The sequence below is a fragment of the Janthinobacterium sp. GW821-FHT03A03 genome, assembly GCF_059421435.1.
Genome location: NZ_JBWKUZ010000004.1, coordinates 109,411 through 132,421, shown reverse-complemented (window position 1 = coordinate 132,421; position 23,011 = coordinate 109,411). Strand labels below are relative to the sequence as shown.

The following is a 23,011-nucleotide window of genomic DNA, read 5'->3' as shown; positions in this document are numbered from 1 at the left end:
GCTAGATCCAGTGCAGGCTGAGCGCCGGGCGGCGGTGCGGCGCGCGCAGGAACCGCACCAGCGCCGCGGAGGCATCGTCGAGCGCCCGCACGACGGCCCCGGCCGGCGCGCCTCTCTGCTGCCAGTCCAGCGTCTGCGCGCGCAGCGCGTCGAGCCACTTGCGGTAGCGGTTCTCAAAATCCTCCATTTCCACGTCGCCAAGCCAGTAAAAGGCGGGCAGGATGTGGGCCGGCAGGTTCAGGCTGACGGTTTCCTGCGCCAGTTTGCGAAATTCCGGGTCCGCGAAGCGCGCCGTCCAGCCGGGAAAAACGATGCTGACCTGGAAGGCATAAAAGCCGTCGGGCGTGGGCGGATGGCTGGCGCGGCCGGCATCGCGCGGGCGCAGCAGCGTGTGTTCCAGCAGGTGCAGGCCTTCGCAGGCCATGTTCAGCTCGCGCAACTGCCGGCTTTGTTCCGGCGAGAGCGACGTGGGCGCCGCAGCGCCGCTGTTCCAGCCGTGCAGGCAGGCGCTGTGCAGGGTGTCTTGTGTGATGCTCAGCAAGGGCATGCCGGCGGGCGGCGGCTGCTGCGCCAGGCGCGCCAGCAGCGCTGGCAGGGAGGCCGCGGCGGCGCCACCGGCGGCGATGCGCAGGCCGAGGCGGCGCAAGGGGGCCGTCAGCGAGCGGCAGCAGGGAAACTGATGCAGGCCCAGCAGAATGGCGACCTTGCGCTGGGCGCCGCTGACGTTGTCCGTATCCCACGCCGGCTGGTCGTGGCGGAAGGCGGCCGCGCGTTCCTTGCCGAGCCCGGCGATGCGGCTCAGGAAGGCCAGCTTGTTTTCCAGCAACCAGGTTTGCAGCGCCTTGCGCGTGCTGAAGTAGAAATTGAATTTGCGCAAAGCTTGTTGCGTGTAGCGTTCGCCATACATGGCCAGCATGACGTCGAGCACGCGGTCGCGGCGGTCTTCGAACGGGTCGTAGCGTTCGCGTATGCGTTCCAGTTCCTGCGCCAGCTCCGGGACGGGGACAGTGTACAGGCGTTCGATATCGGGCAGCATCCGGTTCGTGACGGGCTGGCTGAAATACGATTGCCCCAGCGTCCCGTCGATGGAAAACAGGTCCCGGATATGGGCCAGGTTGCACAGGTAGTTGGCCATGACCTGCTCGAACACGTACAGGTAGCCTTTCAGTTGCCGGGCGCTGGCCCGTTCCGCGGCGGAGGCGCTGGGGGGCAGGCCGTAGGCATTGATGCCATAGATGGCGGGAAACTGGTGCTGGATCGAGTAATAGGGATCGAGCGCGACGCCGGCGCCCCTAGGGGCGCTGATGAAGTGTTCGAGCGTGGCCTTGCGCTCGCGCAGGGCGCGCGACTCGAATTTCAGCTTTTTCAGGCGGTCCTTCGTCCGCTCGATCAGGGCCGCCATCGGGTCCGGCCCGGCTGGCGCCGTCTTCGCCACGGCATCCGTTTCATCGCTGGTCTTGCCCATGAAATGCAGCCTCAGCAAGGGCGCTTCCGGGTCGCACAGGCGTGGCACCGCATCGGCCGGCAGGTTTTCCAGTTCGCCGGCCAGGTCATTGCCCTGGCTGTCGCACAGTTCCAGCGCATGCACTTTCTGCACGCCGTCAATGCCGCGGATCACGCCGATCAGGCGCGCCACGGAGACGCGTTCGCGTGCGTTGCACAGTCCGCTTTCCTGGATCAGGCCGTGTTCCGTGTACGGACCGGCAAACAAGCGGTCGAAAGGCATGCCGTCGGCGGCCGCATGGTCGTAGTCAATAAGTTGCAATCCGGAAATAACATGGTGCTGGCACTGGAAGAAAATGTCCGCATAGATGTCGGCCGGGTCCCGCAGGCTATGGATTTCGATATCGCCTTTCAGGTAGAAATTGCTCGTTTGCAGCACGTCTATGCGCTCCAGGTCCTGGCACAGCGCGCGTCCGGCCGTGAACGTCTTCCTGATCTCCACCTGCACCTGCGGGGCGGCGTCAGGTTCGCCCAGTTTCAGACGTATGCGCGCCAGCCCGTCGTCCTTGCCGTCCTCGATGAGCCAGACGTCCTCGATGTGCGGGATGCTGTCGTACAGGTGGCGCCGCCAGTCGTCCGCCGTCAGCGCTGCGCTGGGGAAGATATCCTGCGGCAGGTGCAGCGCCTGCCGCCCGAGGTCGATGCTGCCGTCGCCGGCGGCCAGATAATCGCCGTGCGGCAGCGAGGAACGGTAAGCCAGGTCGGTCAGCGCATAGCTGAGCTGGTCGAGCATGGTGACGCCGGGATCGTGGGCGTTGTAGTCGGTCCAGTATTCGCCGCACAGTTCCTGCAGCATGGTCATGCCGGCCTGTTGCAGGGCGGCGAAGTCCAGGCCGTCCGGGTCGGCTTCGAGCCGCGCGATGGTTTCGGGCGCGATCATGCGATGCCCGCCGCCTGGCCGCACGCGGCGGGCTGGCTGTCGAGCTGTTCGCGCAGCGCCGCCAGCAGCCGGTACACGCGCTGGTATGGCTGCTGGCCCAGCGCGGCGACGATCAGTTCCAGGTCGGTGGCGCTGACCAGGTAGCGGGCCGCGGGCCCGTCGCCGCTGGCGCCGGCGGCATTGGCCTGGCGGTTCAGGCGCCCGATCAGTTCAAACACGGCCTTGAACGGCAGCTCGGCCAGCGCCTCGATGACCAGCGCGCCTTCGTCCGCGTGCAGGCGCAGCGCCAGTGGCGGCGTCACGGCAGGCCTCCCTCTGCCAGTGGACGGCACTCGTCCATCGCCGGGTCGAACCACAGCTGGGTCAGGTGGACGCGGATGCGCGTGCGCCGCTCGTCCGGCGTGCCGGCGCTATCGAGCGCGCAGCCGGTGCGGATTTCAAGCCGGTAGGGATCGCCGGCCACGGGCGACTCGCGCGTCCAGCGCAGCTCCAGCCGGCTGCACTTGCTGCCGCAGTGGGCCTGGTGATACGTGATGTCGCCTTTGCCGCCCTGGAAGGCGTTGACCGCATAGGCGTGCATGAGTGCGTATTTGCCCGAGCCTTTCTTGCCGGTGCCGGCCATCACCTCGAACGCGTGGCAGCCCGTCAGGTTGCCGGTGATGGGCTGCCACTGGCCGTTTGCCAGCACGCTGGCGACGGCGCGGCCGATGCGGCCGTCGGCCAACACGCGGCCCTGCAGGTCCAGCTGGAAGCGGCTGGCGTCCGGCTCCGCGCTGTCGGCCAGCGTGGCGAAGCGCGCGCCGCCGGGGGCCGGACTGAGTTCCATGGCGCGGCGGTAGGCATCCTCGGCGTTGTCCGTGTCGCCGCGCTCCTGCAGGCCGCCGGTGCCGAACACCAGGCCGCGCCCCGGGGTTTCCATCCTGACGGACCAGATCGCGCTTTTCTGGTCGATGTCGTGATAGAAGCTGAGCAGCCGTCCCTGGCCGATCTGGCCCACTTTCAGGCCGTCGGTCGGGGTCTTGTCAAATTGCTGGTCGACGATGTTGAGCATCGATTCGATCAGTGCCGTGAAGGCATCCTGGGCCGGCATCGCGCCGTGCCGGAAGTAGCGTTTGAGGGTGTCGCGGCTATGCTGGGCCATGGGTAGCCTTCGAGGTGATGATGAAAGTGGCGCCGATATCGAGCGTGTGCAGGTTGGCCCGCTGCAGCGACCCGCCCTCGTGCGCATGGATGTCGATCAGGTGCTTTTCGATGGGAATGGCCACGCTCCACGGGTAATGCCAGGCGATGCCCTGTTTGCGGCTGTCGGCGGCCGTATCGGACAGGACATAGCTGCCCCTGTCCGTGGGCGCCACGCGCAGCATGGAGCAGGCGCCGACGTCGGCAATGTAATCGAGGCCGATAATGTAGGACTCCACTTCGTGCAGCCTGACGTTCCAGCCGAAATGGATGCGGTTGCCCAGCGCGCTCCACGGCGACAGGAAGCGCGAGATATCCTCGTTCAGGCGCGTCATGTATTGGCCGCCAAGGCCGTCCGCCAGCCCCGGCTTCAGGGTCACGCTGCAGCGCACCTGGATCTGTTCGTAGACGGGGTGCTGCACGGCGATGGTGGCGGCGGGCGGCGCCAGGGCGCGTATCCATGCTTCCACTTCGCGCACCAGCTTGCCGTTCAGCTGCGGCATGTGATGCAGGGCGCTGCCTGGCGCCAGCGGCGGCACGACGACGATCAGGATGTGGCCGGGCCGCAGCCATTCGGCAGGGGTATGGCCCTGCGTGCTCAGGTTGGCAAAGCACTTGACCTTGTAGATCTCGGGGAACTGCTGCAGAATCAGCGATTCGTAGTCGGCCGGCGTCACGGCGCGTCCCTTGTGGCGCAGGCGTTCGGCCAGGCGCGTGTGGCGCTGCGCGCGCGTTTCGGCCAGCTGGCCGCCGCGCGTGGCGATGATTTGCGCTATTTTGCCGAGGCCGGCGATGACCTGGCGGCTGCGTTCGATGCTGGCGGCCGGCAGCGACACCTGCGTGGCCGACTGCATGCTGACCGGGTCGCGGCGCACGCACAGCGCCTGGGTGTAGACCGTGTAGACGCTGCAGAAATTGCTCAGCTTGTCGGAGCCGCTGATGCGCAGCCAGTACAGGCCGGCCGGCATCAGCGTGTGCTGCAGGCTGATGTCGGAGGGGATGTTCAGCGCCACCATGCCCGAGGTCATGAAGCCGCCCGTGCTGTCGGAAAGGATGTTGCGCTGAGGCAAGGGCTGCCATTTGTTGTCGCTCAGATAAGACCAGGCGACGGCGCGCGGCGCGTCCGGCAGCGAATCCTCCTGCAGGTGGAAGAATAGCGTCAGCATGGCCGCCTGGTTGCTGGCCGCCAGGCCGATATGCAAATAGCCCAGTTCTTCATACACGGGCAGCAAGGTGGCGCCGCCGTCGGTGGCGTTGCTGAGCGCTTCCCAGCCGTGGGGGTGCAGGTGAAACAGGGTATTGTTCCAGCCTGCGGCCGGCGCGGCGCCCGGCTGCTGCAGGGCGATGCGCGCCACGGCCTCGTAGCTGGCCGTGATGGCCGCCACCAGCGGCGTATAGGGCAGTTCGGGTATGCCGGCCAGGAAGCGGCCGCTCTTGTTGCGCAGATTGCGTTTCATCGCATGCGCCAGCGCCTGCGCGTATTCGCGGTGGCCGAAGGCGAAGCGGGGCGCCGCCAGCGTGAACTTGAAATAGCCGTGGCGCGACGCCGCGCTGTAGGGGCCGTTGCCGGGCGCCAGCGGCGCCGCGCCGCGCCGCATGCGTTCGAGCACGCCGTCGCAGGACAGGCGGATATGCCTGAGCACGCGGCGGCTGGCCGCGCGCGCATAGTCGGTCTGGAACAGGGGCGCCAGCGGCGCCTGGCTCTCCTGCGGCAGCCACACGCCGTCGGCCAGCACTTCCACCCTGGCCTGGTAGGCTTCGGTTTCCACCGTGTCGGAATAGTCGTGGTAATACGCCTTGAAGCCGCCCGCGTCGTCGGGCAGCTCGGCCCACTCCAGGTCGACATGGAAATGCCGCAGATCCTTGCCGGCCGCCTCGCCGGCGCCGACGATCAGGTAGGAGCCGACGACGGGAATGGGACCGAAGGGCTGGAACGGGGTGGCGGCGCTCAGCTGCCCGATTTGGTTGCTCAAAGACAACTGACGATAGCCGCTGACATGCACGGCGATGCTGGCCGCCGTCAGCGTCAAGCCGCGCAGCAGGCCGTACGGGTGGACGTAGCTGTCCGGATTGAGCCGCAGGCGGACCATGGGCACGGCCGTCTGGTAGCTTTCGCCATGCAGGGCCGGCGCATACGCCACCACCGGCGCGATTTCCAGTCCCAGCTCGAACTCGATCTGCAGCAGCGCGCCTGCCGTGGCGTGGCCCTGGCCCGAGGCGGGCAGCGAGGGGTGGTAGGCGGGCACGCGGATCCAGCCCGACGGCCCCGTCACTTCGATCCGGAACAGGCCGCGCAGTATGCGCTGGCAGATGTCGGCCAGTTCCACCCGGTCGACGGTGTTGCCGGATCGCATCTTTTTATGGCGGATCACGGTGATCAGGCGCAGCAGCCGCCATTTCAGGTGCGGCGGGGCAAATTCCAGGCTGATCTTCACGCGGCGCCTGCCTTCGCGCATCAGCAGCACGTTGCTGGCCAGGGCGAAGCCCAGGCGCGCATCGTGCGCCTGGCCCGCTTCGGTTGCGTTCTTGGGCGCGCCCAGCAGGGGCAGCGCGCGCAACGCGGCGGGATCGGTGTAATCGAGCTGGCCCGGCAGCGGCAGCTGCCGGCTCCAGACATGGCTGGGCCATGCCTGCCTGGCCGCCACGCTGCCGCGCTTGTCCATGTCGGTTTCGGGCGAGATATTGCGGTCGCGGTTGAAGTACAGCGTGTGCATGGCCCCGATGCTGGCGTCGCCCACCAGCAATCCCGCATCGGCCAGATACACGGCCTGCCGCCCGTCGGCATCGGGCCGGGCGAGAAATTCGGTGCCCGGCGCAATGGCGATGCTGCCGCCCGTCGGACAGGGCGCCACCACCAGATAGCAGTGGTCGGGGACGGCGGGCAGCGGCGGCGTGCCCAGCATGCCATCGTAGTAGAAATCGAGGTGTCCGCTGGTAAACCGGTTCAGCCTGGCGTGCAACTGCCGGGCCATGCGGATGAAGGCGATCAGCAGCGCCACGGCCGGTTCGTGCTTGCCGCTCGCCAGCGTTTCCGGCAGCAGGCGCGCCGTTTCCCGCTGCACCATTTCGATGGCCGTAAACAGGGTGTCGTAGCTGCTCTTGATGCGCTCGCGTGGCGTATCGGCCAGCGCCGGTTCGGGCCGCTCCTGCTGGTTCAGCAGCCTGGCGGCCTGCAGCGCCGCCTGGGCGTGCGGGTCAGTGCCCAGGCTGCCGATCACAGCGGCCAGCAGCGTGTGCAGCTTGCGCCCGGCGCTGCCGCGCGCCTGCGCCAGGTCGTTGCGCCAGCCTTCCAGGAAGCGGGCCAGGCGCAAGGTCGGCACCCTTGCCCGGGCGCGCGCCGCCGCGTCCGGCGCCATCCCGGCCGTTGCCCACCAACGGTCGAACCTGGCCTGCTCGTACTGCGGCCGCACGGCCAGGATGCGCGCCATGACGATGGTTTCGTCAGCGCTGAAAAAAGGCTTCCAGCTGCCGTCCGGCCGGTCGTCGAGCTGGTAGAAGCCGACCAGGCGGGCGTGCTCGGTGGCCATCGCCAGCAAGACGGGGAAGGACATCTCGGCCAGCGAAAAATAGCCGTCCTGCAGGGGCGCCAGCGCCCGGCAATCCTGGCTGCTGCCGTCGCGCACGAACAGCTGCGGCTGGGGGCGATCACGGCCTGACATCGGTGCCCTCCACGAAATAGAAGGGATACACCATGTTGCTGCGCGTATTCGTCATGCGTATGGTGTAGTGCAGGCAGATGTCGAGCCGGCCGTTGGCGATGTCCTGCTGGCTCAATTCGATGCTCTCCAGCGTGATGCGCGGCTCGAAGAACAGGATGGCGCGCTCGATCAGCGCCTTCATGGTCGCCATGCTGCCGTAATTGACCAGGTCGAACACGTGCGTCTTGATGCCGCAGCCGAAATCGGGCCGCATCACGCGCTCGCCGGGCGCCGTCGACAGCAGGATGCGCAGGCTCTGGGCGATGTCCTCCTCGCCGTCCACCATGGCCGCCTGGCCGCCCGTGCCGCTGGCGCGCTGGCCCTTGCTGAACGTGGGCGGAAAGGCCCAGCCCCGCCCCAGGAAAGATTGGTCTATGCTCATCGTGGTGCGCTAGCCGCCGATCATGACGGTGGGGCAGCCCAGCGTGATCGAGCCGCCGTGGGCGCAGGGGTCGTTGATGCGCGCCGCCGGCTTGCCGCCGATCTGCACCGTCATCGACCCCATGACGATGGCGTCCGGCGGCCCCACGCACAGGCACTGGTCGCCCACCACGGCAGCCGGCAGCTTGCCGATCAGCACCGTCGGCACGCCCGGGCCGATCACCGGTCCGCCCACATGGGGAATCGGCGCCGGGAAGGCGGGCGTTTGCATGGGACAGACGTGCATATCGGTAAGGCGGGCGGCGGGCGGCATGGAATTCCTTTCAGTGGTTGGGGGGCGGCGCTGTTGCGGCGTCAGTTGATCATGACCATCGCTCCCTTGACGGTGACCTGGCCGGAGGCGGACAGCTCGGCGCTGGCCGAACCCTTGGCCACCAGCGCCACCGAGGCGTTGCTGTTGATGTTCATGCCGCCGAGCTTGATGTCGGCGCTGGCGCTGGCCTCGATATTCGTGCCGGCCGTCAGGCTGATCTTGCCGCCCGCCTTGAGCACGATGTCGGCCGGGCTGTCGAGCAGGATGCCCTTGTCGTCGAGCGCCACCTTGTTGCCGTTCTGGTCCGTGACGACGATGGATTTGGCTTCGTCGGACATGACGATGGAGTTGCCGGCCGGCGTCAGCAGGGTCATGACCTTCTTGTCATCGTCGAACTCGACCTTCAGCATGCCCTTGGTGACGATGGCCTTGATGAAATTGTCCGCCGTCAGGCTGTACGGCGGCGTGTGCTTGCTGCTGTACAGGCTGGCGAGCACCACGGGGTTGGACGGGTCGTTGTTGAAATAGCCGACGATGACTTCATCGCCGATCTCGGGGATGAAGAAGGCGCCCACCGTGCTCGAGCCATAGGCGCTGGCCAGGCGGGCCCAGACGCCGACCGTCTTGTTCTGCAGCACGGGCAGGGCAACCTGAATGCGCTGCTGGCCGGCCGGGTCTTCGTCAAGCTTGGTCACCACGCCGATTTGCAGGCCGCTGGCGCCGGGCGCCAGGCCCGACGCCGCTTCGCCGGCGCCCTGGCGGTCGCCGGACCAGTCGGGCGACAGGCCGAACTCGACGTCGGTGCGCCAGTTGCCGTCGGCGATGTGATGTTCGACGCTGCTGACGAATACCGTGCCGCTGAAGCGCTTGCCCACGCCGGCCAGCGCGATCAGGGCGCCCGGCACGGCCAGCGCGCTGCCCTGGAAACTCATGTTGCCGCGCACCCTGGCCAGGGCCGCCTTGACCTGGCGCGCGGCGGCCCAGGCCTTGAGCGCCGCCGTTTCCAGCGGCACCGGGGTTTGCAGCCGCAGCTGCTTGATGCCGCCCACGGCGGCCAGCGTGGCCGCGTCCAGGTTGCCCTGCAGGTTCAGCGAGACGGCCGATGCTTGCTCCTCGGCAATAGCCTGGGTGGACGGGTCCCAGCTTACGCCGGTGACCTGGCTAAATTGCGTGCGGGCGTCGATTTCCGCCTCGAAGCGCATCAGGTCGATGCCATAGGTGACGCTGAGCACGGGCGTCGCGTCCGTCTGCGGCGCCCGCACCGTCACGGCGCGGTCGTCGGCGATCACCAGCAGGCCGTTCGCTTCGGCGCGCGCCAGCACGAAATCCCAGTCGCTGCTGTAGTACTGCACCAGGCCGTGGTAGCTGGCCGTCGTCGCGTCGACGGTGACGCTGACGGCCTTGCCGGCCGCCTTGCCGCCATAGTTGTCGCCGGCCGCGCTGCCCAGGCCGGGGCAGCCCTGCAGCAGGGTGGTGATGGCGGCGCTGTCGGTGCTGTCGACGTGGTTGGCATTGCTGCGGCTCAAGGTCAGCGGGAAGGCCGGATGGCGGCACTCCACGCAGAGCCTGCCTTCGTTGCCCTCGCCGATATACAGCCCGTGGCGCACCACGACGCCGGCAAAGACCAGCGCCGTTTCGCTGCCGTAGCCGGCCTCGATCTCGATGCTGGCGCCGGGCACGAAACTGTCGCTGTTGCTGAGCGCGAATTCCTGCGTCGGCATGTTGCCGTCGTCGAACAGCAGGCGCGCCTGCGACAGTTTGTTGACGCTCTTCGTGATGGCCAGCGACACCAGGCCCACGGTGGCGGGCAGCGCCGTGCCGTTGCTGCGGATGACGAGCTTGAGCAGGCCACTGCTGGCGAGTTCGGGGGAAGGGGGCGGCGTCGGCATGGTCTCAGCGCAGTGGCGGAAAGCGCAGCTGCGTGCCGGGCTTCAGGTCGCGGAAGTTGACGAGGCCGTTGATGCCGGCAATGGCCATGTAGTAGCCGGGATTGCGGTAGATGCGCTCGCACAGCAGCGGCAGGGTGTCGCCGGCGCGCACCTCCACCAGGTGCGACAGGTCCGGCGAACTGAGGTTGGCACGCTGCATGCTTTCCTCGACCGTCATGTCCGACAGCACGCGCAGCGTGACCTTGGCGCGCAGCGGTTCGCCGCTGGGCTTGAACAGCGTGTAGTCGATGTCCACGTGGGTGACCCGGCCGATGAAGTCCATGTCGCCCCACTGGAAGCACACCAGGTTGGGTTCATGCTTCTTGCCGTCGACGAGATAGATCAGTTTCAGCAGTTTCTTGATCAGGTCGCTAACGCTGCGCATGCCGTACAGTTCCACCACGCCCGTGCCGTCGAACACCATTTGCGGCAGGGTCAGCGCCTCGGGCGCGATCTTGTTGAATTTCAGCCGGCCCGCGGGAGCGCCCAGCGTGCTCGCCTTGCTGTAGTGGATGTGCCGGTTTTGCTGGTAGCCCGATGGATTGATCAGGACTTCGAAACCGCCGCTCGACAGCACGGTGCGGATGCCGCTCGTGCTGGTTTCGACGGGGAAAATATGCAGTTTGCTCTTCAGGCCCGTACTCAATCCTCCCATCTAGCGCTCCTGCAGCTGGCTGATGGCCGCGCGGATCAGGCGCTTGCAGTCGGCCAGGATCTGCTCGCGCTGTGTCGCCGCGCTACTTTCCTCGCAGCAACTATTGCCGGGAATGGCTTGCGCGGCCCCCTGGGGCGCGTCTTCCGCGGCGCGCTGCACCACGCTCGATTTGATGTGCAATTGCTGGATGTCGATGGGCATGGTTCAGATCAGGCGGTTGGAATAGGTATAGCTGAGAGTGATGTTTTCGATCGCCACCTCGTTCTTGGTGGAACCGAAGCTTTCCACCTCCCACTTGACGGGGTAGGCGTTGGCGAACGACCACACGCGGATGGGCAGCTTGTGCGCATCCATCAGCGAGACGATGACGGGCTGGGCCACGATGGGCAGCACGAAGTCGAGCTCGAACACGGAACGGCACCACATGACCAGCGGCGAGTAGGGCGGGGCGATGCCGCGCTTGAGCACCAGGCTGCGCGGTTTCATGCCTTTCGGCAGGGTATGCACGTAGCGGTTCTCGCCGCCCTCGACCACGGTTTCCGTATCCAGTTCAGCGGTAATGCCCGACACCTCCTGGAAGGAGGCGTCGGTCAGGCCCAGCGTGGCGCCCAGCGTCACCTTGAAGTAAAAGGCGGACGGCGGGTAGTCGTCCATGCCGGGCAACGAGGGCAGTTCAAGCTTGAACATGGGCAGGCGCCACTCCTTAGCCGTTGGCGATGGTCAGGCCTTCATGCACGATCTCGATGGTTTCGATCGATGCTTCATTGCCCTCGGCCTTCAGGTCCGTGCCCGTGATCTTGGTCGGCCAGGCATTGGCCAGGGTCCAGACCATGGTCGGCGCGCCCGTTTCATCGAGCAGGCTGATGGTGACGGGCACGCGCTTGATGGTGTTCATCTTGATCTGGTTGAACCAGTCCCAGAACTTGTTGTCGGACTTGAAGACGCCTTTTTTCATGGTCACATTGCCCACTTTTTTCAATCCCGGCATCTTAATGACGGAAAATTCGGGGCTGTCGCCATGCCGGTACTTGATTTCCTCGGACTGGATGTCGAGTCCGCTGACCTCCTGGAAGGACATGACCTGGGAGTCCCATTTCACCTGGAAATAGAACTTGGGAAGCGGCCATACCGCCGTGGATTGTTTCGAGCCATCATCTGCCATTGCTGACCTCTTTCATGTGTCGGTGTTCAAGGGGAAGACTGCCGTTGCCTGCATCAGGATTTCTGCATTTGCTGCTGGAAGGTGATTTCGATGAACTCGGCCGGGCGGCTGACGGCCACCAGGATGGTGACGCGCAGGATGCCTTCCAGGATATCGTCGGCCGTCATGGTCTCGTTCAGCCCGACGGCCACGCTGAAGGCGTCGTCCGGCGAGGCGCCGGCCAGTCCGCCCCGTTTCCAGATGCTGGTCAGGAAGTTGCGCGCCATGCTCTTGATGGTGACCCAGGTGTTGGCCACGTTCGGTTCGAAGACATACGCCTTGCTGGCCAGGCGCAGCGATTCCTCGAGCATGATCATGGTGCGGCGCACGTTGATGTAACGCCAGTCCAGGCTGTTGCCGTCGAGCGTGCGCGCGCCCCACACCAGGGTGCCTTCGCCGATGAAGCTGCGGATGGCGTTGACGGACTTGCCCGTGGTGCTCACGTTCAGGTCTTCCTGGTCGTCGTGCGTGATGTTCACGGCCGGCGCGCTGACCGAGGCCAGGCCCACGTTGGCGGGCGCCTTCCACACGCCGCGCGTATTGTCGACCATGGTGTACAGGCCGGCCATGGCGGCGCCTGGCGGCAGCAGGTTCAGATTGCGCTGCACGGCCAGCAGGATGCGCGTGTACAGGGGGCTGATGGCAACGAGGGCGTTGTGCGTCGATTCGATCTGCCTGGCGCCGTCGTCGCGCTTCGACCAGTCCTCGTCGATATTGTCGAGGATTTGCGCCACCTGCTGCGCCTTCAGTTTCGCGCTGGGACTCTTGCCCGGGTCGGCATACACGACGGCCGCCAGTTCGTGGGTCAGCATGTCCTTCAGGGCGCTGCGCTGCTCCTGGTCGAAATGCGTGAAGTTCAGGTCCTTCAAGGCCACGATGGTGGTATTGACCCAAGGGTAATAGGCGGCGCCGAAGGCCAGGAACTCGCTGCTGACCTGGTTGCGGAAGGTGTCGACTGGGGCTTCCCGGTCCTGCAATTCGGCGGCGCCATTGTAGATGTCGAGGATGGCGAAGCGGTTTTTCATCTTGTAGCCGCAATGCATGAGCATCTGTTGCTGCAGCGAGTAGCAGTCGCCCCCCCCCAGCAGCATGGCTTCCGGGATCAGCAGCATGGTCGGTTCCTGCTCCTTGAGCAGCGCGTTGATGCCGGCTTCGAGCTTGTCCTTGGCCGGATCGGCCGCGTAATCGCCGACGGAGACGATGTAGCAGGCGCCGCCGCCATTCTGGAAGAACAGCTGCATGCTGTGGTACAACAAATGCTTGCCCTTGGTGCGGCTCAGCGTGTAGTCGGCCGCGCCGCGGGCCGCCTCGGCCTTGAGCGCGGCCGCATTCGCCAATGCGGCGGCGGCATCGGCGCGGGCCGCCGCCGCTTTCAGGTCGTCCGCCGCCAGCGCTTCGCTGGCCTGGGCCAGCTTGTCGGCCGCGAGGTAGGCGTCTTCCTTGGTTTTTTTATCCGCTTCCTCGCTGGCTTCGGTCCAGGCCTTCTTTTTCGTGTCCGCGTCTTGCCGCAGGCGCAGCGCCTGGGCGGCATTCGAAGCGAGGACCTGGTCGGCGCCCGGGTAGGCCGTTTCATCGAGCGCGCGTTTGGCGGCCGTGGCCGCTGTCTTGGCGCTCTCCAGCGCCGCGGTATAGGCGGTGGTGTCGGCTTCCTTGGTCTCGTCGGTGCTATTGATGAGCGCGACTTTCGCCGCTTGCAGCGTCGCGAGCGCGTCATCGGCGGCCGTGACGAGCGCTGCCGCCGGGTCCGCCTGCTCTGCCACCGGCGCCGCGACGGCGGAGAAATCGCTGACGCCATCGGCCGGCGTCACGGCAAAGCTGAAGCTGGGCGCCGGCGCGCCGCCATAGCACGCTTCAAACTCGGCCATCGAGGTGATGCGCCAGGGTTTGTTGCTCAGGGGCGCGCCCTTGTGGCTGGCGCGTTCCGTGTGGCCGATGAAGGCCGGCACGGCGGTGGCAACTTCGACGACTGAATTGGGGAAGGCGTTTTGTTCAACGATGTAGACCCCGGGAGTTTTATATTGCGCCATCTTGCGTCCTTTTGTAGGTATGTCGTAGGTAATCAGGGGATATAGATTTCTGACACGAGTACCGCTACCGCACTTCCTGCTGCTATTTCCCTCCCGACGGCGGCCACGCTTGCATTGGGCAGTCGCTTGATGAGAATTCGTTCTCCCAGCTCGCCCTGTTCGCGCAGTTGCAGGCGCTGGGCATGGGTCTGGCGCATTTCAATGGCTTGTTCGCTGACGAAGGTCAAGGCCGGGCCGTTGCCGGGCAGGGCGGTATAACCGCGCGCCGTGAAGCGCAGTTCGCCATCGAGGTCGACGATGGCCGCATGCGGCACGCCGGGGTCGCGCAACAGATAGTATTTCCAGTGCATCTTGCGGGCCTGGAAGCGCACGCAGAACCGCGGCGTGCCGCCGCTCGCCAGGGCGCCGGCCAGCTGGACCGGCGACAGCGCGAGGAAAAAGACGGGCTTGAGCGGGCGAAAGCTGCGCGCGGCCAGGCCGGCCATCTTGTTGGGGACGACAGGATCGCTCCACGCCGACTGGTCGGCATAGTCCTGCGCATGCAGGCGCCAGCAGCCAGGCTGTTCCTGCTGCGCCTGGGCGCTGTGGAAGTACAGGCAGGCGTCGGGCGCGGGCCGGTCGAGCGCCGTGTAGAGGAAAAAGTGGCTGTCGCCGGAAAAAACCTGGAATTCCAGCTCGTCCTGCTGCGCCAGTCCGGCCAGCAGTTCCTCGCGCGCCGCGCTCTGGCACAGCAGGAGCAGGCCGTTGGCGGCTGGACGGGCCAGGATGCCCAGCCTGTCGAGCAAGGCGGCGCAGCGCGCCGTCGCCTCGAAGCGGAAATTGCCATTCGACGCGGCGGGAAAGTAGGCATGGCTGACGGACAGCTGCAGCACAATGGCGTAGGCGTTCATGCGTCAGTGTCCCGCGCTGGTGACGGGCTGCGCCACCGTCGTCGCCTGGCCGGCCAGCGGGCCGGCGCCGTAGCCGATCATGCGCACCTTGTACAGCACGGAGGGCAGGTAATGTCCGCTCAACATGCCCCATAGATTGCTCAGTTCATGGGTTTTGAGGTTTTCCATGTCGAGCAGCAGCTTTTCAATGCGCGCATCGAGTCCGGGCGTGACCTGGTGGTCAAAGACGGGCGTGTGCTGGAAGAAGCCGATGGCGCTGGAAATGAACTTGAGCGCTTCGGGATAGTTCTTGTCGCTGAAATTGGCCGCCACCACCACGTACAGATTGAGAAACAGGGGCTTGCCATACACGGCGGCGCGGCCGGCGCCGTCGTGCGGCGCATAGGATTGTTGCGGCAAAGTATCTTTTTCGATATTCGCCAGGCATATCACGAGCTTGTTGGCTATGTGCGGCGCCACCGAGCCATTTTGCGCCACGATGTTCGAGACGACGACGATATCGTCGGCCAGCTGGTGGCTGCGGCGCAGGAACTGGTTCAGCTGCTCCGCGATGTGCTCGATGGCCGCGCTGATCATGCCGGGCGGACAAAGGTGCAGTGACCCTGCATGGCCAGTCTTGCTCCCGCGCGGCATGCGGCAGTGGCCGGACGGCCGTGCCGCCGTGTGCCGTGCCTGCCGATTTTTCGCGCTGGATGGGAGCTCATGTCTATGCAATAAAAGTATGATTGCATTAGTGTCACACGTTTGAATGTGTGAGATTCTCACCAATTATTTCATTCTATCAACATTCTCGTGCCGCCGCGCCGACAGCCATATGGACGCCGCCGCCAGCCGGTTTGCGAGTGCCGGCATTGGCCGTTTTGCATTTATTCAATAATTCCAGTAATATTGAAATATTGAATCTCCACCCAGGCCGCGGCGCTTCCTGCCCGCAATGCCGCATCGCACGGAAGCCACACCGCATGCTGACCGCTTTCCTCATCTTTCTCGCCACCCTGACCCTGGTGATCTGGCAGCCGCGCGGCCTGGGCATCGGCTGGAGTGCCGTCATCGGCGCCTGTGTCGCCTTGCTGGCCGGCGTCATCCACTGGGGCGACCTGCCCGTCGTCTGGCACATCGTGTGGAACGCCACCGGCACCTTCATTGCCGTGATCATCATCAGCCTGCTGCTGGACGCGGCCGGCTTCTTCGAGTGGGCCGCGCTGCACGTGGCGCGCTGGGGCGGCGGCAGCGGCAGGAAACTGTTCGTGCTGCTGGTCTTGCTGGGCGCGCTGGTGTCCGCCGTGTTCGCCAACGACGGCGCCGCGCTGATTCTCACTCCCATCGTCATCGCCATGCTGCGGGCATTGAAATTTTCCGCCAGGGCCACGCTGGCCTATGTGATGGCGGCTGGTTTCATCGCCGACACGGCCAGCCTGCCGCTGGTGGTGTCGAACCTGGTCAATATCGTTTCGGCCGACTTTTTCAAGATCGGCTTTGCCGAGTACGCGTCCGTGATGGTGCCCGTCAACGTCGTCGCCGTGGCCGCCACCCTGGCGGCCTTGCTGCTCTTTTTTCGCCGGGATATTCCGCGCGACTATGATCTGGCGCAACTGAAACGCCCGGCAGCGGCCATCCGCGACCTGGCCACCTTCCGCGCCGGCTGGCTGGTGCTGGCGCTGCTGCTGGCGGGGTTTTTCTCGCAGGAAGCCCTGGGCGTGCCCATCAGCCTGATCGCCGCCGCGGGCGCCGCGCTGCTGCTGGGCGTGGCGGGCAGGGGGCAGGTGATTTCCACGCGGCACGTGCTGCGCCATGCGCCGTGGCATATCGTCGTCTTTTCGCTGGGCATGTATCTGGTCGTGTATGGCCTGCGCAATGCCGGCTTGACGGCTTACCTGACGGGCATGCTCAACCATTTCGCCCAGTACGGCGTGTGGGGCGCGGCCATGGGCACGGGCGTGCTGACGGCCGTATTGTCGTCCGTGATGAACAACCTGCCGACGGTGCTGGTGGGCGCGCTGGCCATCGACCCGACGACGGCGCAGGGCGCCGTGCGCGAGGCGATGATTTACGCCAACGTCATCGGCAGCGACCTGGGACCGAAGATCACGCCCATCGGCAGCCTGGCCACCTTGCTGTGGCTGCACGTGCTCGATAGCAAGAATATCCACATTTCCTGGGGGTACTATTTCCGCGTCGGCATCGTGCTGACCGTGCCCGTGCTGCTGGCGACCCTGGCCGCGCTGGCGCTGCGCCTGTCCTGAGTTCCGTGTATGGTGGTGTCCGTGAGCAACTTTATACTGGGATGCAATGAAATTACTGCTCGTAGGCGCTACCGGCCTCGTCGGCAGCGAAGTGCTGCGCCTGGCGCTGACGGATGCGCGGATCACGGCCATCGTGGCGCCCGTGCGGCGGCCGCTGCCGCCCCATCCCAGGCTGTCCGCGCCGCTCATTGATTTCGATCAATTACCGCCTGACGCATCCTGGTGGCAGGCCGATGCCGTCATCTGCACCCTGGGCACGACGATGAAGGTGGCCGGCACCCGGCAAATATTTTCGCGCGTGGACCACGACTATCCGCTGGCCGTGGCGCGGCTGGCGCTGGCGGCCGGCACGCGCACGTACGTGCTCAATTCTGCGGCCGGCGCCGACGCCGCTTCGCGCATTTTTTACAACCGCGTCAAGGGCGAGCTGGAACGCGGCCTGGAGCAGCTGGGTTTTGCATCGCTCACGCACGTGCGGCCCGGGCTGATCGGCGGCGAGCGCGCCGTGGCGCGGGCGGGCGAGGGCGCCGCCTTGCGCATCCTGCGCGTGCTCGGTCCCGTGCTGCCGCGCCGCTGGCGCATCAATCCCGCGCCGCGCATCGCCGGCGCCTTGCTGGAAGCGGCGCTGGCCGCCGCGCCGGGCGTGCATATCGTCGGTTCGGCGCAGCTGGCATGAATGCGCATCGCCTATAATCGGCATTCATGTTCTTTTGAGTACGGAAAATGCAAACAGTACGTCCCTACCGGTCCGGCGACCGCGACGCCTGCCTGGCGCTCTTTGACGGCAATACGCCGCGCTTTTTCGACCCGTCCGAGCGCGCGGACTTTGCCGCCTGGCTCGATACTTCGACGCATCCGTATCTGGTCATCCTGCGCGACGGCCGCATCGTCGCCTGCGGCGGCCATGCCATCGAGGCGGGCGGCAGCGTCGCCAGCCTGTGTTGGGGCATGGTGGCGCACGATGCGCATGGCCAGGGACTGGGCCGGGCGCTGACGCAGGCGCGCCTGGACGCCATCGGCGCCGTGCCGGGAATCGCCAGCGTGCGCATGAATACCAGCCAGCACACGCAAGGCTTTTATGCGGGCTACGGTTTCGTGACGGTCAACGTGACGCCGGACGGCTTCGGGCCCGGCATCGACCAGTGGGATATGGTGTTGCAGCTGCCGGCGCGCGGCGCGCACCGATGAGCGCCGCCAGGCACGGAGGGCGGCATGGCTGCTGACAGCCCGCCGCTCGTCATCGTCGCCAGCAGCGGCACGGGCGGCGACATGCAGCCGTTTATCGCACTGGCGCGGGGCTTGCGGCAACGGGGGCGGCGCGTGCTGCTGCTGGTGCCGGGCTGGCAGGAAGCGGCCGCGCAGGCGTCAATGTTGCCGTATCGCACCTTCGGCAGCGCGGAAGAGGGGCAGGCCATGCTGGGCAACCCGGGCCTGTGGGATGAGCGCAAGGGCTGGGGCGTGGTGTGGAATGGCCTCGTGCCCCACCTGGGCGCTGTGCGCGACATCGTGCGCGGCTTGCCGGACGGCGAGGCTTGCGTGGTGCTGTGCCACCCCATCCTGGTGCCCATGGCCGCCCTGGCACGCTCGGCGCGCCCGGACCTGCGCATCGTCGCGGCCTACCTCGCGCCATCGAATCTGTGCAGCAGCCATGATTTCCTGGCGGCCGGCTCGCTGCGTATTCCCGCCTGGGTGCCGCTGGGCTGGCGCCAGGCCCTGTGGCGCATGATCCACCGCACCATGATTGATCCGCTGATGCTGCCCGGCCTGAACGGCGCGCGCGCGCGGCACGGCTTGCCGCCGGAGGCGCATTTTTTCGCGCACATGCTGGCCGCGCCGGACGCCTCGCTGGGGCTGTTTCCCGCCTGGTTCGCCGCGCCGCAGGCGGACTGGCCGCCGCACTTCGCGCAAGCCGGTTTCACCGCCGCCGCCCCGGATGGCGCCGCGGCGCTGCCGCCGGAGCTGGAACGCTTTCTGGACGAGGGCGAACCACCGATCGTGTTCACTCCTGGCACCGGGCACCAGCACGCGCAGCGCTATTTCTGCATCGCCCTGGAGGTCTTGCGGCGGCTGGGGCGGCGCGGCTTGTTCCTCACGCCCCATGCGGCGCAACTGCCGCAGCACTTGCCGCCGAACGTCATGTGGCAGGCGCACGCGCCGTTCGCGGCGCTGTTGCCGCGCGCGGCGGCCATCGTGCACCACGGCGGCATCGGCACCAGCGCGGACGCCTTCCGCGCGGGCATCCCGCAACTGATCGTGCCGTTCGCCTACGACCAGTTTGACAACGGCTGGCGCGCCAGGCGGCTCGGCGTGGGCGAGGTCTTGCTGGCTAAGCGCCTGTCGGCGGGGCGCATGCGGCGGCAGCTGGCGCGCCTGCTGGCCGCACCCGAGGTCCAGCTGGCGTGCGGCGACGTGGCCCGCCGGATGGCGCAAGGGCCGGAAGCTGCCGGCCTGCTCGATCGGGTGGAGGCGGCGCTGGCCGCCCGGACTGCTTAGGGCATGCTGCGCGGCGTATCGTCGAGGGCGATGACGCGGTCGTCCGGGCCGGGCACGCAGCCGTCGGCGATGGCTTCCCAGCCGCGGTGCACCACCACCTGTTTGCCGTCGTGGCAGATTTCCACGCGCTCGCTGGCGGGCAGGCGCTGGCGCGCGAACGCTTCCAGGCTGGCCGGCAGGCTCACTGCCAGCCGCATCGTGCCGATGGCCTCGGGCGGATGGTCGTCCATGTGCACGAGGGGCACGAAGATTGAACCGAGCATCAGCCAGCGGGCGCCCACGTCGACGGCGGCGGGGGTGTAAGGCGCCGCGCGCAGCCAGTCCTGGGCGCGCGCGCGCAAGTCGCTGCCCTCGGCCAGTTCGCCCCAGGCGGCGGCCAGCATTTCCACCACCCATTGATTGCAGTTCTGGTATTTCAAATTGAATGCATACGCGTTGGCGCTGTAGCGGCCCGCCAGCAGCTGCTGCACGCGCACCGGGTCGAGCAGGGCGCGGCGCAGGGGCGGCACGGTTTCCGCCGGCAGCTTCACCAGCGAGATGTAGCCGAGCGAAGGATTGGCCGTGCCCATGGCGAAACCGGCCGTGCCCTGGTCGAAGATGCGCGGGCGGCCTTCGTCGCAGGCGTAGTACAGCTGGCGCGCGGACCAGCCGCTGTCGTTGTCGTGGCGCCAGGCCAGCGCCGCGTGGGAATAGCGGATGCCGAAGCGGGCCAGGTCCAGGCCGGAGCGGCTGATCAGGGCCACGCTGCCTTCGCTGGCGGCCAGTTCCTCGCGCACGACGGCGGCAAAGCGCAGCAGCCGGTCCTGCTCCGTGGCCGTGAGTTCCTGGGCGCGGTCGCAAAAGCGCGACGAGGCGAGCGAAGTAGCTGCCTGGACGGCGCCAGCCAGGACGAGGGCGGCGCAGCCGGCCAGCAGCGGCGCCAGCTTGCGCAAAATCAAAGGCTGACGGGACGCGTGGCCAGTTCGCCGTACCAGTCGTCGGCCAGCACGAGGAAGAAGGCGGCGCGCGTGTCATTGCGCGAGAATTCGATGCCGTAGGCGCGGTTTTGCGCATGCACCACGTCGCCCTGCGCCAGCTGCTGCTTGTCGAGCGCCGCCTGCGGCAGGTCCAGCACCAGCGGCGTGGCCGTGGCGTCGGCCTGCATGGTCAAACGCGTCATGCCGTCGCGGCCCGGCACGGCGGCCACGTCGATGATGCGGTAGGGGCCATTGGCCACCTTGTTGTCGCGCGAGGAGCTGTTGCTCGACCCGTTGAGCGAATCGGAAATGCTGCCGCTCGACTGGGAACCGGCGCTGGAGGCCGAGGAAACGAAGCTGTCGGCGTTGGCGTTGCACGCCACGGTCAGTGCTGCGGCCAGGCCGAGCATGCGTAAGGAGATAGTCAAGGCAGTTTTCCAGTGGACTGATAGGCAGTGGAGGATATCAACGAAAGCGGGCCGGGTCGTTTCCGGCCTGCGCCATCATAGCAGATCGTCTTTCAGCTGAGGAGTACGGCGATCAGGCCCCTGGCCTCGGCCGAGGGCTGCTCGCGCAGCGCGCGCAGCACGGGATCGCTGTCCAGGTAGGCCCGCAGCCGGTCGCTGACGGTGATGCTGGCCTGCGGCAGCGGCGAGGGCACGGGCGCCAGCGCCTTGGCCAGCAGCAGGGTGTCGCGCAAGCCTTCGGGCGGCAGCATGATGGTCGAGCCTGGCAGGGCGACTATGGCGTCAGCCACGGCCTGCGGCACGCCCAGCTGGCGCATCAGCGCGCGGCCGACGAGTTCCAGCGCGGGCGCCATCTGCGCTTCCAGCTGGGCGTACAGGCCCGGCGTCTTGTCGGCCTGGGCCAGCAGATAAAAACCGGCCACTTCATGCACGATGCCGGCAAACAGCGCCGTATCGGCATCCGTCTGCGTGACGGCGCCGGCGATTTCATGCGACAGGGCCGCCACATGCACGGTATGCGCCCACAGCTGGGTGGCGCGGGTGCGCAAGGCCGTGTCGCGGATGCCGGCGTTCAGCTGGCGGATGACGGCCGCCGTCGCCAGCGAATACAGGTTGCGGTGGCCCAGGCGCTCGACGGCCGCGCGCACGCTGGTGACGGCGGGCGCCTGGCCGCGCGCGAACATGGCCGAGTTGGCCAGCGCCACGGCGCGGGCCGACAAGGTCGGCTCGCACAGCAGCAGCCGGCTGATGTCGGCCGAATGGCAATCGGGGTTGGCCAGCTCCTTCTGCAGGAGCAGGGCCGTATTGATGCTGGTAGGAAATGCCAGGGTTTCCGTTTCGGCGCAGGCCATGAGCTGGGCCAGGCTGCTGAGCGTGTTGACGTGCATGGATGGGGGCCGGGAAGTCGCGATGCCCGATATTATCAGGCAATTGCCGCTTGCATGGCGTCCGCATGCCGAAGCGGCCATGCGCGGCATGGCGGCGTGCCGGGTTCCTGCCGCTTATGGCAACAGCAGCGCATGCTGGCTGGCCGTATGGAAATCGCGCCACACGCGGTTGATGGCGCTGTCTTCGCGCGCCGCGTACAGGCCGCAATACGGATACAGGCCGTCGACGGCCGCGCGGCAGACGGCGACCAAGTCGAGCGCGCTGTCCTGCACGGCCTGCATGGCGTCCGCGTCCAGCGCCGCGCCGCCTGCCACCTGCGCCCAGCTGGCGTCCAGCACGGCGTAGTAGCGGGCGCGGGCGGCAGAGCAGGCGTCTTTTTTGCTTTGCAGCAAGGATATCACTGCCGGCACCGCCAGCAGCGGCAGGCCGGCGCGCGCATGGCGGCGGTGGCCCATGCATTCCTCGGCCAGTTCCATGAAGTGCCTGGCCATGCCGGCCACGTTGGCGGCCAGGGTCACGTAGGCGAGCGAGTAAAACGGGTAGCGGTACAGGGGGCCGGCGGCCGTCGCGGCGGACGCATCGATGGTGAAGCCGTGTTCCTTGCCGACCCATGCGCCGTCGATGCGGTAGCTGTGCGAGGCGCTGGCGCGCATGCCGAGGCTGTTCCACGAGGGCAGCAGCTGCACCTGCGCGGCCGGCACGAGGAAGGCGCGGATGCGCGGCCTGCCTTGCTCGTCGAGCAGGGGCTGGCCAGCGCGCTGCAGCCGGGCGTTCAGGGTGAAGTGGGTCGCCATGGGCGCGCCGCTGGCGTAGTCCCAGCTGCCCGTGATGCGGTAGCCTTCGCCCTCTTCCTCCGCGTAGCCGGTGGCCGCGCCGCTGCCGCCCAGGCAGACGCGCGGCGTGCCGATGATGGCCCGCGCCAGTTCCGGCGCCAGAAAGCCGGCGAACCAGCCGGCGCCCGCGCACAGGGTCAGCACCCAGCCCATGCTGCCGTCGGCGGCGGCCACGGCTTCTTCCAGGCGCACCGCCTGCGGCAACGGCAGTTCCGCGCCGCCCGCGCTGCGCGGCGCCAGCATCGTCAGCCAGCCGCGCCGGTGCAGCAAGGCTTGCTGGACCGGGTGCAGGAAGCGGGCGGCGTCGGCCGCTTGGGCGTGGCGCGCGACGCGGCGCGCGTCGCGCTCGGAAAGGGGAGTAATGGCAGCGTGCGGCATGAGGAAAGTCCGGCAATGGCAAAGGCGGGCATTTTCGCACGGCGCGGCTTGCCGGGGATAGTCTGCGCCTGTTGCGGCGCCAGTCCGGCGCCTGTAAG

General features: G+C 67.1%; 22 protein-coding genes. 4 read left to right on the top strand and 18 right to left on the bottom strand.

The features are described 5' to 3' along the window. Nucleotide 1: 1 nt before the first annotated feature. From AC07VI_RS11495 to AC07VI_RS11430, 14 genes are read right to left on the bottom strand one after another with little or no spacing between them, the layout of a single operon-like run. Nucleotides 2-2,383, bottom strand: a complete 2,382-nt coding sequence (locus AC07VI_RS11495) for a baseplate wedge protein (RefSeq protein ID WP_492993811.1) — start codon at nucleotides 2,381-2,383, stop codon at nucleotides 2-4. Next, complete coding sequence (locus tag AC07VI_RS11490; protein ID WP_492993813.1) at nucleotides 2,380-2,685, bottom strand: hypothetical protein; 306 nt, start codon at nucleotides 2,683-2,685, stop codon at nucleotides 2,380-2,382. The genes AC07VI_RS11495 and AC07VI_RS11490 overlap by 4 nt, the downstream gene beginning before the upstream one ends. After that, nucleotides 2,682-3,524, bottom strand: a complete 843-nt coding sequence (locus tag AC07VI_RS11485; RefSeq protein ID WP_086147719.1) for a hypothetical protein — start codon at nucleotides 3,522-3,524, stop codon at nucleotides 2,682-2,684. The genes AC07VI_RS11490 and AC07VI_RS11485 overlap by 4 nt, the downstream gene beginning before the upstream one ends. Further along, the gene (locus AC07VI_RS11480) at nucleotides 3,511-7,221 is read right to left on the bottom strand and encodes a baseplate J/gp47 family protein (protein ID WP_492993815.1); all 3,711 of its coding nucleotides are present in this window, start codon (nucleotides 7,219-7,221) and stop codon (nucleotides 3,511-3,513) included. The genes AC07VI_RS11485 and AC07VI_RS11480 overlap by 14 nt, the downstream gene beginning before the upstream one ends. After that, nucleotides 7,208-7,642, bottom strand: coding sequence for a GPW/gp25 family protein (locus tag AC07VI_RS11475; RefSeq protein WP_086147717.1), 435 nt, complete (start codon nucleotides 7,640-7,642; stop codon nucleotides 7,208-7,210). The genes AC07VI_RS11480 and AC07VI_RS11475 overlap by 14 nt, the downstream gene beginning before the upstream one ends. A gap of 9 nt (nucleotides 7,643-7,651) precedes the next feature. Then, nucleotides 7,652-7,954: a PAAR domain-containing protein gene (locus AC07VI_RS11470; protein WP_086147716.1), complete on the bottom strand. Its 303-nt coding sequence runs from the start codon at nucleotides 7,952-7,954 to the stop codon at nucleotides 7,652-7,654. Between the two features lie 41 nt (nucleotides 7,955-7,995). Further along, nucleotides 7,996-9,843, bottom strand: a complete 1,848-nt coding sequence (vgrG, locus tag AC07VI_RS11465; protein WP_086147715.1) for a type VI secretion system tip protein VgrG — start codon at nucleotides 9,841-9,843, stop codon at nucleotides 7,996-7,998. A gap of 4 nt (nucleotides 9,844-9,847) precedes the next feature. Next, a complete protein-coding gene (locus tag AC07VI_RS11460) occupies nucleotides 9,848-10,537 on the bottom strand; it encodes a CIS tube protein (protein WP_139842611.1) in 690 nt (229 codons plus the stop codon). Continuing rightward, nucleotides 10,538-10,738 carry a DUF5908 family protein gene (locus tag AC07VI_RS11455; protein WP_086147713.1) on the bottom strand — a complete coding sequence of 67 codons (201 nt, stop codon included), beginning with the start codon at nucleotides 10,736-10,738 and terminating at the stop codon, nucleotides 10,538-10,540. It abuts the gene before it with no gap. A gap of 3 nt (nucleotides 10,739-10,741) precedes the next feature. Then, the gene (locus tag AC07VI_RS11450; RefSeq protein WP_226935607.1) at nucleotides 10,742-11,224 is read right to left on the bottom strand and encodes a phage tail protein; all 483 of its coding nucleotides are present in this window, start codon (nucleotides 11,222-11,224) and stop codon (nucleotides 10,742-10,744) included. 16 nt (nucleotides 11,225-11,240) lie between these two features. Next, nucleotides 11,241-11,699, bottom strand: coding sequence for a phage tail protein (locus AC07VI_RS11445; RefSeq protein WP_086147712.1), 459 nt, complete (start codon nucleotides 11,697-11,699; stop codon nucleotides 11,241-11,243). 53 nt (nucleotides 11,700-11,752) lie between these two features. After that, on the bottom strand, nucleotides 11,753-13,765 hold the full coding sequence (locus AC07VI_RS11440) for a phage tail sheath family protein (protein WP_492993820.1): 2,013 nt from the start codon (nucleotides 13,763-13,765) through the stop codon (nucleotides 11,753-11,755). 32 nt (nucleotides 13,766-13,797) lie between these two features. After that, a complete protein-coding gene (locus tag AC07VI_RS11435) occupies nucleotides 13,798-14,655 on the bottom strand; it encodes a hypothetical protein (RefSeq protein WP_099375377.1) in 858 nt (285 codons plus the stop codon). Nucleotides 14,656-14,658: 3 nt separating this feature from the next. Continuing rightward, complete coding sequence (locus AC07VI_RS11430) at nucleotides 14,659-15,231, bottom strand: Pvc16 family protein (protein ID WP_086147710.1); 573 nt, start codon at nucleotides 15,229-15,231, stop codon at nucleotides 14,659-14,661. Between the two features lie 386 nt (nucleotides 15,232-15,617). On the opposite strand from AC07VI_RS11430, the gene AC07VI_RS11425 reads away from it, so the two are divergent. Genes AC07VI_RS11425 through AC07VI_RS11410 form a run of 4 tightly spaced genes read left to right on the top strand, consistent with a single transcriptional unit; the run spans nucleotide 15,618 to nucleotide 19,391 of the window. After that, nucleotides 15,618-16,898, top strand: a complete 1,281-nt coding sequence (locus tag AC07VI_RS11425; protein WP_086147709.1) for an arsenic transporter — start codon at nucleotides 15,618-15,620, stop codon at nucleotides 16,896-16,898. Nucleotides 16,899-16,944: 46 nt separating this feature from the next. Further along, nucleotides 16,945-17,574 carry a Rossmann-fold NAD(P)-binding domain-containing protein gene (locus tag AC07VI_RS11420; protein ID WP_086147708.1) on the top strand — a complete coding sequence of 210 codons (630 nt, stop codon included), beginning with the start codon at nucleotides 16,945-16,947 and terminating at the stop codon, nucleotides 17,572-17,574. Nucleotides 17,575-17,621: 47 nt separating this feature from the next. Then, complete coding sequence (locus tag AC07VI_RS11415) at nucleotides 17,622-18,086, top strand: GNAT family N-acetyltransferase (protein WP_086147707.1); 465 nt, start codon at nucleotides 17,622-17,624, stop codon at nucleotides 18,084-18,086. A gap of 24 nt (nucleotides 18,087-18,110) precedes the next feature. Further along, complete coding sequence (locus tag AC07VI_RS11410; protein ID WP_492993824.1) at nucleotides 18,111-19,391, top strand: glycosyltransferase; 1,281 nt, start codon at nucleotides 18,111-18,113, stop codon at nucleotides 19,389-19,391. On the opposite strand, the gene AC07VI_RS11405 is transcribed toward AC07VI_RS11410, so the two are convergent. The 4 genes from AC07VI_RS11405 to AC07VI_RS11390 all read right to left on the bottom strand — a co-directional run bounded on the left by AC07VI_RS11405 (nucleotide 19,388) and on the right by AC07VI_RS11390 (nucleotide 22,913). Then, complete coding sequence (locus AC07VI_RS11405; RefSeq protein WP_086147705.1) at nucleotides 19,388-20,329, bottom strand: DUF2145 domain-containing protein; 942 nt, start codon at nucleotides 20,327-20,329, stop codon at nucleotides 19,388-19,390. The genes AC07VI_RS11410 and AC07VI_RS11405 overlap by 4 nt on opposite strands. Further along, the gene (locus AC07VI_RS11400) at nucleotides 20,326-20,757 is read right to left on the bottom strand and encodes a hypothetical protein (protein WP_086147704.1); all 432 of its coding nucleotides are present in this window, start codon (nucleotides 20,755-20,757) and stop codon (nucleotides 20,326-20,328) included. Before AC07VI_RS11400 ends, AC07VI_RS11405 begins: the two co-directional genes overlap by 4 nt. 110 nt (nucleotides 20,758-20,867) lie before the next feature. Beyond that, nucleotides 20,868-21,701, bottom strand: coding sequence for an HDOD domain-containing protein (locus AC07VI_RS11395; protein WP_226935611.1), 834 nt, complete (start codon nucleotides 21,699-21,701; stop codon nucleotides 20,868-20,870). 114 nt (nucleotides 21,702-21,815) lie between these two features. Next, complete coding sequence (locus tag AC07VI_RS11390; RefSeq protein WP_086147703.1) at nucleotides 21,816-22,913, bottom strand: acyl-CoA dehydrogenase family protein; 1,098 nt, start codon at nucleotides 22,911-22,913, stop codon at nucleotides 21,816-21,818. Nucleotides 22,914-23,011: the final 98 nt, after the last annotated feature.

Coding starts and splice junctions, on each gene's coding strand:
- AC07VI_RS11495 (WP_492993811.1), bottom strand. CDS start 2,383: ATGATCGCGCCCGAAACCATCGCGCGGCTCGAAGCCGACCCGGACGGC.
- AC07VI_RS11485 (WP_086147719.1), bottom strand. CDS start 3,524: ATGGCCCAGCATAGCCGCGACACCCTCAAACGCTACTTCCGGCACGGC.
- AC07VI_RS11480 (WP_492993815.1), bottom strand. CDS start 7,221: ATGTCAGGCCGTGATCGCCCCCAGCCGCAGCTGTTCGTGCGCGACGGC.
- AC07VI_RS11475 (WP_086147717.1), bottom strand. CDS start 7,642: ATGAGCATAGACCAATCTTTCCTGGGGCGGGGCTGGGCCTTTCCGCCC.
- AC07VI_RS11470 (WP_086147716.1), bottom strand. CDS start 7,954: ATGCCGCCCGCCGCCCGCCTTACCGATATGCACGTCTGTCCCATGCAA.
- vgrG (WP_086147715.1), bottom strand. CDS start 9,843: ATGCCGACGCCGCCCCCTTCCCCCGAACTCGCCAGCAGTGGCCTGCTC.
- AC07VI_RS11460 (WP_139842611.1), bottom strand. CDS start 10,537: ATGGGAGGATTGAGTACGGGCCTGAAGAGCAAACTGCATATTTTCCCC.
- AC07VI_RS11455 (WP_086147713.1), bottom strand. CDS start 10,738: ATGCCCATCGACATCCAGCAATTGCACATCAAATCGAGCGTGGTGCAG.
- AC07VI_RS11450 (WP_226935607.1), bottom strand. CDS start 11,224: ATGTTCAAGCTTGAACTGCCCTCGTTGCCCGGCATGGACGACTACCCG.
- AC07VI_RS11445 (WP_086147712.1), bottom strand. CDS start 11,699: ATGGCAGATGATGGCTCGAAACAATCCACGGCGGTATGGCCGCTTCCC.
- AC07VI_RS11440 (WP_492993820.1), bottom strand. CDS start 13,765: ATGGCGCAATATAAAACTCCCGGGGTCTACATCGTTGAACAAAACGCC.
- AC07VI_RS11435 (WP_099375377.1), bottom strand. CDS start 14,655: ATGAACGCCTACGCCATTGTGCTGCAGCTGTCCGTCAGCCATGCCTAC.
- AC07VI_RS11430 (WP_086147710.1), bottom strand. CDS start 15,231: ATGATCAGCGCGGCCATCGAGCACATCGCGGAGCAGCTGAACCAGTTC.
- AC07VI_RS11425 (WP_086147709.1), top strand. CDS start 15,618: ATGCTGACCGCTTTCCTCATCTTTCTCGCCACCCTGACCCTGGTGATC.
- AC07VI_RS11420 (WP_086147708.1), top strand. CDS start 16,945: ATGAAATTACTGCTCGTAGGCGCTACCGGCCTCGTCGGCAGCGAAGTG.
- AC07VI_RS11415 (WP_086147707.1), top strand. CDS start 17,622: ATGCAAACAGTACGTCCCTACCGGTCCGGCGACCGCGACGCCTGCCTG.
- AC07VI_RS11410 (WP_492993824.1), top strand. CDS start 18,111: ATGGCTGCTGACAGCCCGCCGCTCGTCATCGTCGCCAGCAGCGGCACG.
- AC07VI_RS11400 (WP_086147704.1), bottom strand. CDS start 20,757: ATGCTCGGCCTGGCCGCAGCACTGACCGTGGCGTGCAACGCCAACGCC.
- AC07VI_RS11395 (WP_226935611.1), bottom strand. CDS start 21,701: ATGCACGTCAACACGCTCAGCAGCCTGGCCCAGCTCATGGCCTGCGCC.
- AC07VI_RS11390 (WP_086147703.1), bottom strand. CDS start 22,913: ATGCCGCACGCTGCCATTACTCCCCTTTCCGAGCGCGACGCGCGCCGC.